Here is a 14322-nt window from a genome sequence, read left to right on the forward strand (position 1 = left end):
TTCAGCATTTCGATATGATCCATCTATATTTACCGCATTGATGGCGGCGGCCGGCGTCCTTATAGTGCAAGGTGAAAGGAATACACCATGAAACTACCCACCTATTTCCTGTCCCATGGCGGCGGCCCGTGGCCGTTCATGATGGACCAGGTTGGCCATCTGTACGCCAAATTGGACGCCTCGCTGCGCGACATTCCGCGCCAGATCGGTGTGACGCCGAAGGCGCTGCTGGTCATCACCGCGCACTGGGAAGGGCGCGACTTCATGCTGTCGTCGTCGCCGCGGCCGCCGATGATTTACGACTACGGCGGTTTTCCGCCGCACACCTACGAGGTGCAGTACGCCGCGCCGGGCTCGCCGGCACTGGCGGCGCAGGTCAAGGGGTTGCTGGAGGCCGGCGGTCACACGGCGGTGCTGGATCCGCAGCGCGGGTTTGACCATGGCACGTTCAGCGCGCTGTATCCGGTGTATCCGAACGCGGATGTGCCGATCGTGCAGCTGTCGCTGCGGCATGGGCTGGATCCGGCGGAGCACCTGGCGGTAGGACGCTTGCTGGCGCCGTTGCGCGAGCAAGGTGTGCTGATCGTGGGCAGCGGGCTGAGTTTCCACAATCTGCGCGCGTTCAATGCGGCCGGGGCGTCGGCCTCGCACGCGTTCGACCAGTGGCTGCGCCAGACCATGGCCTTGCCGCCGGCCGAACGCAGCGCGCAGTTGATGCAGTGGCAACAGGCGCCGGCGGCGCGCATGGCGCACCCGCGCGAAGAGCATCTGTTGCCGCTGATGGTGGCGCTGGGCGCGGCGGAGCAGGAAGCGGCGGCCATGCCGTATCACGAGGACGCCTTTATGGGGGGGCTGGCCGTCAGCAGTTTCCGCTTCGGGCAAGCTGCAGCGTAAGCTTGGGGACAGACCACGTTTTTGCAATTTTTGTTCCAAAAATTGCAAAAACGTGGTCTGTCCCCAACGGCTTCAACGGGCTTATCAGGTACCGCGCTTGCCGTTGGCGGCAGCGCGGGCTTTTTCGGCGGCGATGGCGGCTTTTTCGGCGGCCTTTTCCGCCATCTCGGCTTCGTGCTGCGCCAGCCGCACCTGGCGTGTCTCCGGCGTCTCCAGCGAGATGCGCCCCAGCGCGCCGCTGCGGTAGTCGCCCAGGAAGGTGTGCGCCGCCTTTTCGTAATCCAGGTCGCCGCCGCGCTGGCGGAAGCCGCGCTTGACGCCGATCCCTTCCACCACGCCTATCGCGTCCATCTTGTCGATGTCCTTGAAACCGTAGCGCGCCACCAGCAGCGCCGGGTAGTGCACCAGCAATTCGCCGGCCAGGAATTCGGCCACTTCCTCTTCAATCAGCGCGTTCGAGCCGATCGCGTGGCTGGCGGCCAGCATCAGGCCGTCGCTCGGCAGCGCGATCTTCGGCCACAGCATGCCGGGCGTGTCGACCAGCACGGTGTTTTTGTCCAGGTACAGCTTCTGCTGCTGCTTGGTCACCGCCGGCTCGTCGCCGACCTTGGCCACGCGCTTTTTCAGCAGCGCGTTCATCAGCGTCGATTTGCCGACGTTGGGAATGCCCATGATCATGATGCGCAGCGGCTTGGTCGGCACGCCGCGGTGCGGCGCCAGCTGCTTGGCCAGTTCCGGGATGCGGGCGACGTCGGCCGGCTTCTTGGTGGTCATGGCATAGGCCGTCACGCCGTCCTGCGCGTTGTAGTAGGCGCTCCAGGCGGCGGTGGCGTCGGGGTCGGCCAGGTCGATCTTGTTGAGGATCTTCAGGCACGGACGCTGACGGAACTTGCGCAGCTCCTCCACCATCGGGTTGGTGCTGGCCTCGGGCAGGCGCGCGTCGACCACTTCGATCACCAGATCGGTGTTCTCCATCTGCTCCGCCGCCTTCTTCCTGGCGGCGTTCATATGCCCCGGGTACCATTGTATCGACATGCTCTGACCTTCAAAAACGTTCTGACAACCCGCTATTTTACCTGCTAACCGGGGCGGGATTCGTTTATCATGGGTCGCCTTACTTTATAACTTACACAAACAACAACTCCGGAGTGCTGAAGATGAGCATAGCTGCACCGTCCAACCCGAAGGAAATCACCCTGCGCGGGATAATTCTGGGCATTCTGATTACGCTGATATTTACCGCCGCCCAGGTCTACCTGGGCCTGAAGGTCGGCCTGACCTTCGCCACCTCGATCCCGGCCGCGGTGATCTCGATGGCCCTGCTGAGCGCGTTCAAGGACGCCACCATTCAGGAAAACAACATCGTCCAGACCATCGCCTCGGCGGCCGGCACGCTGGCGTCGGTGATTTTCGTGCTGCCCGGCCTGCTGATGATCGGCTGGTGGGCGCACGTGCCGTTCTGGCCGACCTTTGGCGCCTGCGCCGTCGGCGGCGTGCTGGGCGTGATGTACACGGTGCCGCTGCGGCGCGCGCTGGTGTCGCAGTCCAACCTGCCCTATCCGGAGGGCGTGGCGGCGGCCGAGGTGCTGAAGGTCGGCATGGCCTCGCGCGAGGGCGCCAAGGAGGGCAAGGCCGGCCTGCGCGCGGTGATCTGGGGCGCGCTGACGTCGGCCCTGTTCGCCGCCGGCGCGGCCGCCAAGCTGCTGGCGGCCGAGGTGGCGATCTACTTCCGTACCGGCGCCGGCGCCACCGGCCTCGGCGCGTCGAGCTCGCTCGCGCTGATCGGCGCCGGTCACCTGATGGGCATCACCGTCGGCGTTGCCATGGGCGTGGGCACCATCATCGCCTGGGGCATCCTGGTGCCGCTGATGACCTCGCTGACGCCGGCCGCCGCCGGCGTCGACGCCGCCGGCCAGGCGCTGGGCGTCTGGTCGACGCAGGTGCGCATGATCGGCGCCGGCGTCATCGGCATCGCCGCCATCATCACGCTGGCCGGCCTGGCCAAGCCCATCCTGGGCGGCCTGAAGTCGGCGATGGAGACCGCGCGCAAGGCCAAACTGGACGGCGCGGTGCTGGACCGCACCGAACTGGACATGCCGATCTTCATCGTCGGCCTGGTGACGCTGATCGCGCTGGTGCCGGCCGGCTGGCTGCTGGCCAGCTTCCTGCAAGGCGGCGTGCTGGCCGCGCTGACGGCGCCGCTGGTGGCGGTGGGCGTGGCTTATATCCTGATCGCCGGCATCTTCGCCGCTGCCGTGTGCGGCTACATGGCCGGCCTGATCGGCTCGTCGAACTCGCCGGTGTCCGGCATCGCCATCCTGACCATCCTTGGCGCCGCGCTCAGCGTCGGCTTTGTCGGCCGCAGCATCATGGGGCCGGAAGTGGCGCAGGCGCTGATCGCCTTCGCACTGTTCGTCACCACCGTGGTGCTGGCGGTGGCGGTGATCGGCAACGACAACCTGCAGGATCTGAAGACCGGCCAGCTGGTCAACGCCACGCCGTGGAAACAGCAGGTCGGCCTGCTGATCGGCGTGGCCGCCGGCTCGTGCGTGGTGCCGCCGGTACTGGAGCTGCTGAACCACGCCAACGGCTTCGTCGGCGCGCCCAACCTGGACGCCATCTCCAACGAGCCGCTGGCGGCGCCGCAGGCGCTGCTGATCTCGACGCTGGCCAAGGGCGTCATCGGCGGCGACCTGAACTGGGGCTTGCTCGGCTACGGCGTGCTGATCGGCCTGGGCCTGGTGCTGATCAACTTCGCGCTGAAGAAAGCCAGCAACGACAAGTACAGCCTGCCGCCGCTGGGCGTCGGCCTGGCGATCTACCTGCCAAGCGCGGTGATCACGCCGGTGGTGATCGGCGCCGTCACCGGCTGGCTGTTCGACCGCGCGGTGGAAAAACGCGCCGGCGGCGAGTCGGCCAAGCGCATCGGCGTGCTGGTGATGTCCGGCTTCATCGTCGGCGAGAGCCTGTTCAACGTCGCGCTGGCCGGGCTGATCGTGTTGTCCGGCAAGGGCGAGCCGCTGGCCATCGCCAGCGGCATGGGCGAAGGCACCACCATGACCGCCGCCCTGATCGTCGGCACCGCCATCGTCTGGGGCCTGTACCGCTGGTCGGCCAAAAATGGCCAGGCCGTGCATCAGCAATGACGCAACAAACTAACTATTGCAAATAGACAAATAAATAATTGCCATTTATGATAGCGTAATTGCTAATCATAAAGGGCATATTGTGACGCTACGCTGTCTGACCTCCCTGTTGCTGGCCAGCGCCCTGCTGGCCAGCCCCGCGTTCGCCGTACCGGGCGCTGAAAGCTTCTTCCGCACGCCCAAAGTCAGCCATGTCGCCCTGTCCCCCAAGGGCGGCTATGTCGCCATGGTGACCACGCTGCCCGGCGGCGTCAGCGTGCTGAGCGTGCATGACACGGCCGACGTGGCGCGCGCCACCAACATTATCCGGACCTCCAGCGAGGAAGTGATTTACGCCGTCCACTGGATCAACGAGAAGCGCATCGGCTTCACCGTCAAGAACCGCCGCATCGAATTCGACGGCAATCTGGACGAGCTGGCGGCCGACCGCGATGGCAGCAACGTCGCCCACCTCATCACCGGCAACTGGAACCACCAGCAGGACACCACCGGCAGCTTCATCACCAACAAGCTGCTCACCGCCGACTACGCGTTCTTCGACGTGCTGCATGACGGCTCGGACGATATCCTGCTGAAGAAGTATTACTGGAACAATACCGACGCGACGCCCGACCACGCGCGCCTGTTCCGCCTGAACACCCGCACCCGCCAGCTGAGCGGGCTGGAAGGCTCGCAGCCGACCTCGGTGCAGGACTGGCTCACCGACAACCGCGGCATGGCGCGCGTATCATGGTCGCAGCAGAAGGGCCGCTGCATCAGCCATTACCGCACCGACCTGGCCGCGCCATGGCGCGAGCTGGACAACAGCGAATGCCTGCTCGGCGGCGGCTTCACGCCGGCCTTCTTCGATGGCGACGACGCGCTGTACGTGCGCGCCGACCACCAGGGCTACGGCGCGCTGTTCCGCTACGACCTGAAGACGATGAAGCGCGATCCCGAGCCGACCATCTCGGTGCCCGGCTTCGACTACACCGGTACGCCGGTCATCGATTACGCCAGCCGCCGCCTGGTCGGCTTCCACCTGTACACCGACGCCGGCACCACCCACTGGCTAAATCCGGCGCTCAAGGCGGACCAGGCCAAAATCGACAGCCTGCTGACCACCACCACCAATACCCTCTACTGCGCCGACGAGTGCCTGACCGCGCCAGTGCTGCTGGTGGAAGCGGCGTCCGACCGCCAGCCCAGCCAGTTTATTGTCTACCATCGCGCCAGCGGCCAGCTGGAAGGCCTGGGGCACGCCCATCCGGACATCCAGCCGGCCCAGATGGGCCTGCGCGACTTCCACCGCTACACCGCGCGCGACGGCCGCAACATCCCGGCCTATGTGACGCTGCCGCCGGACAAGGCCGGCGGTCCGCGTCCGGCGGTGGTGCTGGTGCACGGCGGCCCGGCGGTGCGCGGCGCCACCTGGGAATGGGAGCCGGAGGCGCAGTTTCTGGCCTCGCGCGGCTACGTGGTGATCCAGCCGGAATTCCGCGGCGGCACCGGTTTCGGCAGCGAGCACTTCAAGGCCGGCCTGCGCCAATGGGGCCAGTCGATGCAGGACGACCTGGCCGACGCCGCGCAGTGGGCGGTCAAGCAGGGCTGGGCCGACCCCAAGCGCATCGCCATCGTCGGCAGCAGCTACGGCGGCTATGCCACGCTGATGGGGCTGATCCAGAATCCGGACATCTTCCGTTGCGGCGTGGCCTCGGCCAGCGTCACCGACATCGACCTGATGTTCACCGTGTCTTATTCGGACGCCTCGCAAGAGTCGCTGAAATACGGCATGCGCACGCTGATCGGCGATCCCGACAACGCCGCCGACGCCGCCCGCTTCCGCGCCCATTCGCCGATCCTGCGCGCGGCCGAGCTGAAACAGCCGCTGCTGATGGCGCACGGGCTGGAGGACAAGCGCGTGCCGATCGTGCATGCCACCCGCTTCTACGATGCCGTCAAGCGCAGCAACCAGAACGTCGAGCTGCTCACCTATCCGAACGAAGGTCACGGCTGGCGCCATGACGATGACCGCATCGCCTTCTGGACCAAGGTCGAGGGCTTCCTCGCGACCAATCTGCGCGACGCCAGGTAGGCGTCAGAGTTCGGCCAGCGCCTTGAGGTGGGCCACCACGCTGCGGCCCAGCGCGGACAGGTTGTAGCCGCCCTCCAGGCAGCTGACGATGCGGCCCCTGGCGTACAGCCGGGCCACGTCCATCATCTGCTGCGTGATCCAGGCGTAGTCGTCCTCCACCAGCCCCATGCCGCCGATGTCGTCCTCGCGGTGGGCGTCGAAGCCGGCCGAGATGAAGATCATCTCCGGCTGGAACGCGTGCAGCGCCGGCAGCCATTGCTCGGTGACGATCCGCCGCACCACGTCCCCCTTGGTATAGGCCGGCACCGGCACGTTGACCTGGTGGTCGGTGATCGGCTGCGGCTCGCAGTACGGGTACAGCGGGTGCTGGAAGAAGCTGACCATCAGCGCGCGCGGCTCGTGCCTGAACGCTTCCTCGGTGCCGTTGCCGTGGTGGACGTCGAAGTCGACGATGGCCACCCGTTGCAGCCCGCGCACGTCCAGCGCGTGCTTGGCGGCGATGGCGACGTTGTTGAACAGGCAGAAGCCCATCGGCTCGACCGGCCGCGCGTGGTGGCCGGGCGGGCGCACCGAGCAGAAGGCGTTGTCGATTTCGCCGTCGATGACGGCGTCGGTGGCGGCCACCGCGGCGCCGGCCGCGCGCTGCGCCGCGCGCCAGCTCCAGGCGTTGAGCGAGGTGTCGCCGTCGATCGGGTAAGTTTCGCCCTCGGCCGGCACGTTGTCGCGCACGATGGCGATGGCGTTGGCGCTGTGGTTGCGGGCCAGGTCGGCCGGGTCCACCAGCGGCGCCTCGCGGTGGTCCAGCAGGTCGCTGATGTGCGAGCCGATCAGCTGGTCGGCAATCGCTTGCAGGCGCGCCGGCGACTCGGGATGCCAGTCGCCCATGTCGTGGCGCTGGCAGTCGGGATGGCTGTAGATGGCTGTGCTCATGTGACTTCGGTGTCTCGTTTTTTTTGCTGCCGCGAGCGGTTTCTCGCATAGAATCGCTTCAGGCGCTAATCTACCATACATATCATGACCACAAAATTGCATGCGGTCGCCCGCCAGGTGGGCAGCATCATTGTCGGCAAGGAGCTGCAGATCCGCCAGGCGCTGGCCTGCCTGCTGGCCGGCGGCCACCTGCTGGTGGAGGACGTGCCGGGCGTGGGCAAGACCACGCTGGCGCACGCGCTGGCCATCTCGCTGGGGCTGCGCTTCAACCGCATCCAGTTCACCAGCGACCTGCTGCCGGCCGACGTCAACGGCATTTCGGTGTTCGAGCGCGAGCGCAACGGCTTCGTGTTCCATCCGGGGCCGGTGTTCACCCAGGTGCTGCTGGCCGACGAGATCAACCGCGCCACGCCGAAGACGCAGTCCGGCCTGCTGGAGGCGATGGAGGAGCGCCAGGTCAGCGCCGACGGCGTCACGCGCGCGCTGCCGGAGCCGTTTTTTGTCATCGCCACGCAAAATCCCACACACCAGGTGGGCACCTTCCCGCTGCCGGAGTCGCAGCTCGACCGTTTCCTGATGTGCCTGTCATTGGGCTACCCGGACGCCGCCGCCGAGCGCGCGCTGCTGATGGGCGAGGACCGGCGCGTGCTGCTCAAGTCGCTGCCGGCGGCGATGACGCCGGACGAGCTGGCGCGCGAACAGCAGGGCTTGCGGCAGATCCACGCGTCGGCCGCGCTGATCGATTATGTGCAGGCGCTGGCGGCGGCCTCGCGCCACAACGGCATGTTCGCCGAGGGCCTGAGTCCGCGCGCGGCGATCGCGCTGCTGCAGGCGGCGCGCGCGTGGGCAGCGCTGGAGGGGCGCGACCATGTGCTGCCGGAGGATGTGCAGGCGGTGCTGGTGCCGGTGTGCGCTCACCGCTTGCGGCCGCTGAAGTCGGCGCACGGCGTGGCGCTGGCCAGCCGCGATCTGGTGTTGCAGCTGCAAGCGTCGGTGCCGGTGTAAATGGCCGGGCTGCTGCAGGCGCTGTACCGCAGGGGCCGTGACAAATGGCTGTTTCAGTTGCGCGACAGCGAGCCGGGCACGGTGACGCTGACCATGCGCCGGGTGTTCATCGTGCCGACCCGCGCCGGGCTGGCGTTTGCGGCGCTGCTGCTGGTGATGCTGATCGGCGCGCTGAATTACAACCTCGGGCTGGGCTTTGCGCTGACGTTCTTCGTCGGCGCCTGCGCGGTGGCGGACATGGTGCTGACCGCGCGCAACCTGGCATTGCTGCGGCTGGCGCCGGGCCGCGCGCAGCCGGTGTTCGCCGGCGAGGAGGCGCGCTTCGAGCTGCATCTGCAGAACCCCACGCGGCGCGAGCGCTATGCCGTGTGGCTGGGTTTTCAGGCCGACGGCGAACCGCGCCAGGTGGCCGATGTGCCGGCCGGCGCTGGCGGCATGGTGAGCTTGTCCGCGCCGGCGCGTGAACGCGGCTGGCTGGCGGCGCCGCGCGTGCGGCTGGTGACGCGTTTCCCGCTGGGGCTGTTCAAGGCGTGGAGCTATTGGCAACCGGACGCGCGGGTGCTGGTGTATCCGGCACCCGAGTGGCCGCCGGCGCCGCTGCCGTCGTCGGGCGCGGCCAGCGAGGATGGGCATGGCACCGTGGGGCTGGATAATTTTGCCGGCATCCGCGCCTACCAGGCCGGCGACCCGCTGCGGCATCTGGCGTGGCGGCAGATCGCGCGCCACGATCCGGCGCTGGGCGGGCAATTGGTGACCAAGCATTTCGAGGGCGGCGCGGTGGCCGAGCTGGCGCTGGATTTCGCCGCGCTGCCGGCGCAGATGGCGCTGGAGCACAAGCTGTCGCGGATGGCGGGCTGGGTGCTGGAGGCCGAGCAGCGCGCGCTGCCCTACCGCTTCCGCCTGGCCCGACACGACTACGGCCCCGCCCTTGGCGACGCCCACCGCGCCGCCTGCCTGCGCGCGCTGGCCCTGTTCGGCCGGGAGGACGCGCCATGAGCGGCACGCTCCCGCCGCCCCCGCACGCCGACGACACCACCCGGCGCGACGCAGCCGGGCAGCCCGCGCCGGATCCTGCGGTGATGTCCGCCCCCCTCCACGCCCCCGGCCGGGCGCCGGCTGCGCCGGGTGCGCCGGGTGCGAGGCTGGCGCTGCGGTTGACGCGCGACAAGTCCGACACGCTGCTGTTGCTGGCCGCCGCGCTGATGGTGCTGGCGCCGCACTTCGGCCACCTGCCGTCGTGGATCAGCGCGCTCGCCTGCGCCACCCTGCTGTGGCGCGCCGTCCTCACGTGGCGGGGCAAGCGCATGCCGTCGGCCTGGGTGCTGCTGCCGGTGGCGCTGGCTGCCATGACCGGGGTCTACCGCAGCTACCACACGCTGCTGGGCCGCGACGCCGGCGTCGCCATGCTGGTGCTGCTGCTGGCCTTCAAGCTGCTGGAAATGCACGCCCGGCGCGACCTGTTCGTGGTCACCTTCCTCAGCTTCTTCGTGCTGCTGACCGGTTTCCTCTACTCGCAATCGATGCCCGCCGCGCTGTGGACCGCGCTGACCTTGCTGGCGCTGCTGACTGCCCAACAGTCCTTCCAGTACACCGGCACGGTGCCGCCGCTGACGCAACGGTTGCGCACCTCGGTCCGGGTGACCGCGCTGGCGGCGCCGCTGGCGCTGCTGCTGTTTGTCGCCTTCCCGCGCATCCAGGGGCCGCTGTGGGGCCTGCCCGGCGACGCCAGCGCCGGCCGCTCCGGCCTGGGCGACACCATGGCGCCGGGCACGCTATCGTCGCTGGCGCAGTCCGACGACGTCGCCTTCCGCGTGCGCTTCACCGGCGCCGTGCCGGCGCAACCGCGGCTGTACTGGCGCAGCATCGTGCTGGGCGACTACGATGGCCGCACCTGGACCCGCGTGCCGCGCAAACGCGGCCTGCAGCGGCTGGACGTGGCCATCCACGCGCGCGGCGCGCCGGTGCGCTACGAATTGACCATGGAGCCCAGCAACACCCGCTGGCTGGCGCTGCTGGAACTGGCCGCGCCGGACCTGAGCGTGCCCGGCTACCGCCTGCGCGACAGCGACGAGATGGAACAATTCACCACCGAGCCGATCACCCGCCGCATCCGCTACGACGCGGCCGCCTACCTCGACTACACGCTGCAAGTCGGCGAACAGCCAGAGCACATGGCCCGCTGGCTGGAGCTGCCGGCCGGCTTCAACCCGCGCGCACTCGCGCTGGCGCGCCAGCTGCGGGTTGCCGCGCTGGCCGCGACGCCGGGCGCGGCCACCAGCACCGGGGACGCCGCACCCGGCCCCAGCGCCCCACCCTCCGCCTCGCTCTCTGCCTTGTCCTCCGCCTCGTCCTCCGCCCCGCTGAGCGCGGCGCAGGCGCAACAGCTGAGCAATGCCGTGCTGACGCGCTTCCGCACGCAAGACTACCGCTACACGCTGGAACCGCCACTGACCGGCGCCAACGCCGTCGACGACTTCCTGTTCACCACCCGCGCCGGCTTCTGCGAGCACTACGCCGGCGCCTACGTGGTGCTGATGCGCGCCATGGGCGTGCCGGCGCGCGTGGTCACCGGCTACCAGGGCGGCGAACGCAACCCGGTCGACGGCTACCTCACCGTGCGCCAGTCCGACGCCCACGCCTGGGCCGAAATCTGGACCAGCCAGGCCGGCTGGCAGCGCGTCGACCCCACCGCCGCCGTCGCCCCCGAGCGGGTCCAGCGCAACCTGGCGCGCGCCCTGCCGCGCAACGCGCCATTCGGTCTGGCGCCGCTGCTGGACCTGCCCAACCAGCCCGGTTCGTGGCTGGCGCAACTCAGATTCGCCTATGGCGCGCTGAATAATTCTTGGAATCAATGGGTACTGGATTACAATCCCGATAGGCAGCGAAGTTTCCTCGAAGAACTAAGCAGCATGTTTGCGCGCTGGCGCACGGCACTCGGTGCGGCGCTGGTGGCAATATGGCTGTTCGTGTGGCGCTGGCGGCGCAGGCGCCGGCCGGCCGATCTGCTGGACGCGCTGTACGCCGCCTTCGCGCGGCAACAGGCGCGCCATGGCTACGGCCGGGCGCCGGACGAAGGGCCGCGCAGCTACGCGGCGCGCTTGCGCGGCATGCCGGCCAGCGCGGAGAAACACGCTGCCATGGAGCAGTTTTTGCACCTGTACGGTACGCTGAAATACGGCGCCGGCGGGACCGAATCACGCGCGGCGTCGCTGGCGGCGCTGCGCACCTTGCTACGTTTATGCCGATGAAGACTCTGATCACCGCCCTGCTGCTGAGCGCAGCCACCATCAGCCACGCCGCCCCGGTCGACCCGTACGGCTACAAGCTACCGCCCAGCATGCAACCGAAGAAAAAGGCCAAGAAGACGCCACCCAAGAAAGTGGTGCCGGCCATCGATTACGTCGGCGAGTACGTCAACTTTGGCGACTGGAAAGACGTGCGCGCCTTCCTCGACGACCTCACCACGCGCGACGGCTTCGACCGCGCCGAGCTCACCACGCTGATCAACCAGGTGCGCTACGTCGACGCGGCGGTGCAGCTGGTCAAGCCGGCGCCGCCCGGCAAGCCGAAGAACTGGCAGGCGTACAGCAAGCTGATGATCGACCCGGTGCGCATCGACGCCGGCACCAAATTCTGGAACGACAACGCCGAGGCGCTGAGCCGGGCCGAATCGCTGTACGGCGTGCCGGCCGAGATCATCGTCGGCATCATCGGCATTGAGACGGTGTACGGCCGCAACACCGGCCGCTTCCGCGTGCTGGACGCGCTGACCACGCTGGCGTTCTCGTATCCGGAAGCGCCGCAACGGCGCGAGCGCATGGAATTCTTCCGCGGCGAGCTGGAGGCCACGCTGCTGTACGCGCGCCAGACCGGCATCGATCCGCTGTCGCTGAAGGGCTCGTTTGCCGGCGCGCTGGGCATGCCGCAATTCATGCCGAGCAGCCTGATGAAATACGCGGTGGACTTCGACGGCAGCGGCGCCATCGACCTGCAGAACTCAGCCACCGACGCCATCGGCAGCGTCGCCGCCTTCCTGGTCGCGCACGGCTGGCAGCGCGAGCTGGGCGGACCGCCGGTGTACGCCGCCACGGTGTCGCCCAACCGCGCCTGGGAAACCATGCTGAACCAGGGGCTGACGGCCAAGTACCGCGCCAGCGAACTGAACGCGGCCGGCGTGACCACGGCGGTGCCGGCGCCGGACCAGTTGTACGGCCTGGTGGACCTGCAAAACGGCGCCGACCCGACCGAATATTGGCTGGCCAACAACAACTTCTTTGCCGTCACGCAGTACAACCGCAGTTACTTCTACGCGATGTCGGTGCTGGAACTGGGGCGGGCGGTGCGGCTGTCACGCGGCGGCGCGGCCACGTCAACGGCCGCTTCAGGAATGTAAGCAAGCGTAAATCGGCTTGAACCGCGCCACCGTGCGCGGTATTGTTTTGTTGACACTTGGCAATAGTTTGTTCACACTTGCGGTCATGACAGCGCGATATGAGCTGCTTTACAACGCGATTGTTATACAATTAACTTTAATCGTTAATTAAAAGTGCGCACAGGCAGCTTAGCACAAAAGTCGGTGTATAATTCTCACACAATGTTGCAGACCGACAACAATACTCTGCGGTAAAAAGCTTTTTTGTATTGCTGCTGAGTATTAGATTGCGGAATGTTGTACAATTGTGTATATATTATGAAACTTGTTATCCTGGAATCCGTGTCCGTGTGTGAATTCTCCTGGTAAGGATGGACATTGACGCAGCAAAGCTCCGAGTGTTGTACTTTGCAGGACAACTTTACAGAAGGAAAAGACGACATGACAAACCAAGTCGGCATAGACATGAACAACGATGCGGATGGCGATGATCTGCTGCAATACAATCCCAACCGCCTGCTCGATACCCTGATCGAGAACCTGCGCCTGAAAAACGACGCAGCGCTGTCGCGCGCGCTGGAAGTGGCACCGCCCGTGATCAGCAAGATCCGTCACCACCGCCTGCCGGTCGGCGCTTCGCTGCTGATCCGCATGCACGAGGTGAGCGATCTGAGCATCCGCGACCTGCGTTACCTGATGGGCGACCGCCGCAACAAGTTCCGCATCAGCGACAAGCAATTCAAGCCTAAAGAAGGCGAAACCCCAGGCGGCGGCAACAACAATAACCAGGGCTGATCCAGCCCGCCCCGTCCGGCCAGCACGCCCTCGCCCTGCACCACAGGGAGGAGGGCGTTGTTATTTAAACCGGGGTCAGTGCCGACATTCGGACACGAGCCCAACCGTAGCGACCGCTACGGTTGGGCTCGTGTCCGAATGTCGGCACTGACCCCGGTTTAGGGTTTAGGCGGGGAAAACGCCGGTGGACAGGTAGCGGTCGCCGCGGTCGCAGACGATGAAGACGATGGTGGCGTTTTCCACTGTGCTGGAAATGCGCAGCGCGATCTCGCAGGCGCCGGCGGCCGAAATGCCGCAGAAGATGCCTTCCTCGGCCGCCATGCGGCGCGCCATGCGCTCGGCCGCCGCCTGCGACACCGACTCCACCCGGTCCACGCGCGAACGGTCGTAAATCTTCGGCAGATAAGCTTCCGGCCATTTGCGGATGCCTGGTATCGATGAGCCCTCCTCCGGCTCGGCGCCAATGATCTGGATCTCCGGATTCTGCTCCTTCAGGTAGCGCGAGGTGCCCATGATGGTGCCGGTGGTGCCCATGGCGCTGACGAAGTGGGTCACGCGGCCCTCGGTGTCGCGCCAGATTTCCGGCCCGGTGCTCTCGTAGTGGGCACGGGCGTTGTCCTGGTTGGCGAACTGGTCGAGGATGATGCCCTTGCCGTCCTTCTGCAGCTGCTCGGCCATGTCGCGCGCGTACTCCATGCCGCCGGTTTTCGGCGTCAGCAGGATCTGGGCGCCGTAGGCGGCCATGCTCTGGCGCCGCTCGACGCTGAGGTTTTCCGGCATCAGCAGCAGCATCTTGTAGCCGCGGATGGCGGCCGCCATCGCCAGCGCAATGCCGGTGTTGCCGCTGGTGGCCTCGATCAGCGTGTCGCCCGGCTTGATGTCGCCCCGCTCCTCGGCGCGCGTCAGCATCGACATGGCGGCGCGGTCCTTGACCGAGCCGGCCGGATTGTTGCCTTCCAGCTTGCCGAGGATGATGTTGTTGCGGGCGGCCGCCTCGGCGCCGGGCAGGCGCGTCAACTGCACCAGCGGCGTGTTGCCGATCGTGTCTTGCAGGGTCTTGTAAGCCATCGTGTTATTGTCTGTCAGTTCGCCAAAACAGCCATTTT

At 67.1% G+C, this 14322-nt stretch carries 11 protein-coding genes; 8 read left to right on the forward strand and 3 right to left on the reverse strand.

The window, feature by feature from the left end:
* Positions 1-87 precede the first annotated feature (87 nt).
* A complete protein-coding gene (locus FHW58_RS17340) occupies positions 88-894 on the forward strand; it encodes a class III extradiol ring-cleavage dioxygenase (RefSeq protein ID WP_179674409.1) in 807 nt (268 codons plus the stop codon).
* An 84-nt stretch (positions 895-978) separates the two neighbouring features.
* On the opposite strand, the gene ylqF is transcribed toward FHW58_RS17340, so the two are convergent.
* Complete coding sequence (gene ylqF / locus FHW58_RS17345) at positions 979-1929, reverse strand: ribosome biogenesis GTPase YlqF (protein ID WP_179674410.1); 951 nt, start codon at positions 1927-1929, stop codon at positions 979-981.
* A gap of 122 nt (positions 1930-2051) precedes the next feature.
* Between ylqF and FHW58_RS17350 the strand changes: the two genes are divergently transcribed.
* Positions 2052-4040: an OPT family oligopeptide transporter gene (locus FHW58_RS17350; RefSeq protein WP_179674411.1), complete on the forward strand. Its 1989-nt coding sequence runs from the start codon at positions 2052-2054 to the stop codon at positions 4038-4040.
* Positions 4041-4122: 82 nt separating this feature from the next.
* On the forward strand, positions 4123-6114 hold the full coding sequence (locus tag FHW58_RS17355) for an alpha/beta hydrolase family protein (RefSeq protein WP_373996697.1): 1992 nt from the start codon (positions 4123-4125) through the stop codon (positions 6112-6114).
* A 3-nt stretch (positions 6115-6117) separates the two neighbouring features.
* On the opposite strand, the gene FHW58_RS17360 is transcribed toward FHW58_RS17355, so the two are convergent.
* Positions 6118-7044 carry a histone deacetylase family protein gene (locus tag FHW58_RS17360; protein WP_179674412.1) on the reverse strand — a complete coding sequence of 309 codons (927 nt, stop codon included), beginning with the start codon at positions 7042-7044 and terminating at the stop codon, positions 6118-6120.
* Positions 7045-7128: 84 nt separating this feature from the next.
* Here FHW58_RS17360 and FHW58_RS17365 point away from each other — a divergent pair, with 84 nt between their 5' ends.
* The 5 genes from FHW58_RS17365 to FHW58_RS17385 all read left to right on the forward strand — a co-directional run bounded on the left by FHW58_RS17365 (position 7129) and on the right by FHW58_RS17385 (position 13216).
* Positions 7129-8049 carry a MoxR family ATPase gene (locus tag FHW58_RS17365; protein ID WP_179674413.1) on the forward strand — a complete coding sequence of 307 codons (921 nt, stop codon included), beginning with the start codon at positions 7129-7131 and terminating at the stop codon, positions 8047-8049.
* Positions 8050-9045, forward strand: a complete 996-nt coding sequence (locus FHW58_RS17370) for a DUF58 domain-containing protein (RefSeq protein WP_179674414.1) — start codon at positions 8050-8052, stop codon at positions 9043-9045. It abuts the gene before it with no gap.
* A complete protein-coding gene (locus FHW58_RS17375; RefSeq protein ID WP_229265384.1) occupies positions 9042-11297 on the forward strand; it encodes a DUF3488 and transglutaminase-like domain-containing protein in 2256 nt (751 codons plus the stop codon). The genes FHW58_RS17370 and FHW58_RS17375 overlap by 4 nt, the downstream gene beginning before the upstream one ends.
* Positions 11288-12442 carry a lytic murein transglycosylase B gene (gene mltB / locus FHW58_RS17380; RefSeq protein ID WP_179674415.1) on the forward strand — a complete coding sequence of 385 codons (1155 nt, stop codon included), beginning with the start codon at positions 11288-11290 and terminating at the stop codon, positions 12440-12442. The genes FHW58_RS17375 and mltB overlap by 10 nt, the downstream gene beginning before the upstream one ends.
* A 420-nt stretch (positions 12443-12862) precedes the next feature.
* On the forward strand, positions 12863-13216 hold the full coding sequence (locus FHW58_RS17385) for a hypothetical protein (protein ID WP_179674416.1): 354 nt from the start codon (positions 12863-12865) through the stop codon (positions 13214-13216).
* Positions 13217-13381: 165 nt separating this feature from the next.
* Here the strand turns inward: FHW58_RS17385 and cysM are convergent, their stop codons facing one another.
* Complete coding sequence (gene cysM, locus FHW58_RS17390; protein WP_179674417.1) at positions 13382-14284, reverse strand: cysteine synthase CysM; 903 nt, start codon at positions 14282-14284, stop codon at positions 13382-13384.
* Between the last annotated feature and the right edge of the window lie 38 nt (positions 14285-14322).

The organism is Duganella sp. 1224 (genome assembly GCF_013408245.1).
Lineage (GTDB): Bacteria > Pseudomonadota > Gammaproteobacteria > Burkholderiales > Burkholderiaceae_D > Rugamonas.

What these genes read in the sequence shown, in the direction of transcription:
- FHW58_RS17385 (WP_179674416.1), top strand. Translation starts at nt 12,863, where the DNA reads ATGACAAACCAAGTCGGCATAGACATGAACAACGATGCGGATGGCGAT.
- mltB (WP_179674415.1), top strand. Translation starts at nt 11,288, where the DNA reads ATGCCGATGAAGACTCTGATCACCGCCCTGCTGCTGAGCGCAGCCACC.
- FHW58_RS17340 (WP_179674409.1), top strand. Translation starts at nt 88, where the DNA reads ATGAAACTACCCACCTATTTCCTGTCCCATGGCGGCGGCCCGTGGCCG.
- cysM (WP_179674417.1), bottom strand. Translation starts at nt 14,284, where the DNA reads ATGGCTTACAAGACCCTGCAAGACACGATCGGCAACACGCCGCTGGTG.
- FHW58_RS17365 (WP_179674413.1), top strand. Translation starts at nt 7,129, where the DNA reads ATGACCACAAAATTGCATGCGGTCGCCCGCCAGGTGGGCAGCATCATT.
- FHW58_RS17360 (WP_179674412.1), bottom strand. Translation starts at nt 7,044, where the DNA reads ATGAGCACAGCCATCTACAGCCATCCCGACTGCCAGCGCCACGACATG.
- FHW58_RS17350 (WP_179674411.1), top strand. Translation starts at nt 2,052, where the DNA reads ATGAGCATAGCTGCACCGTCCAACCCGAAGGAAATCACCCTGCGCGGG.
- FHW58_RS17370 (WP_179674414.1), top strand. Translation starts at nt 8,050, where the DNA reads ATGGCCGGGCTGCTGCAGGCGCTGTACCGCAGGGGCCGTGACAAATGG.
- ylqF (WP_179674410.1), bottom strand. Translation starts at nt 1,929, where the DNA reads ATGTCGATACAATGGTACCCGGGGCATATGAACGCCGCCAGGAAGAAG.
- FHW58_RS17375 (WP_229265384.1), top strand. Translation starts at nt 9,042, where the DNA reads ATGAGCGGCACGCTCCCGCCGCCCCCGCACGCCGACGACACCACCCGG.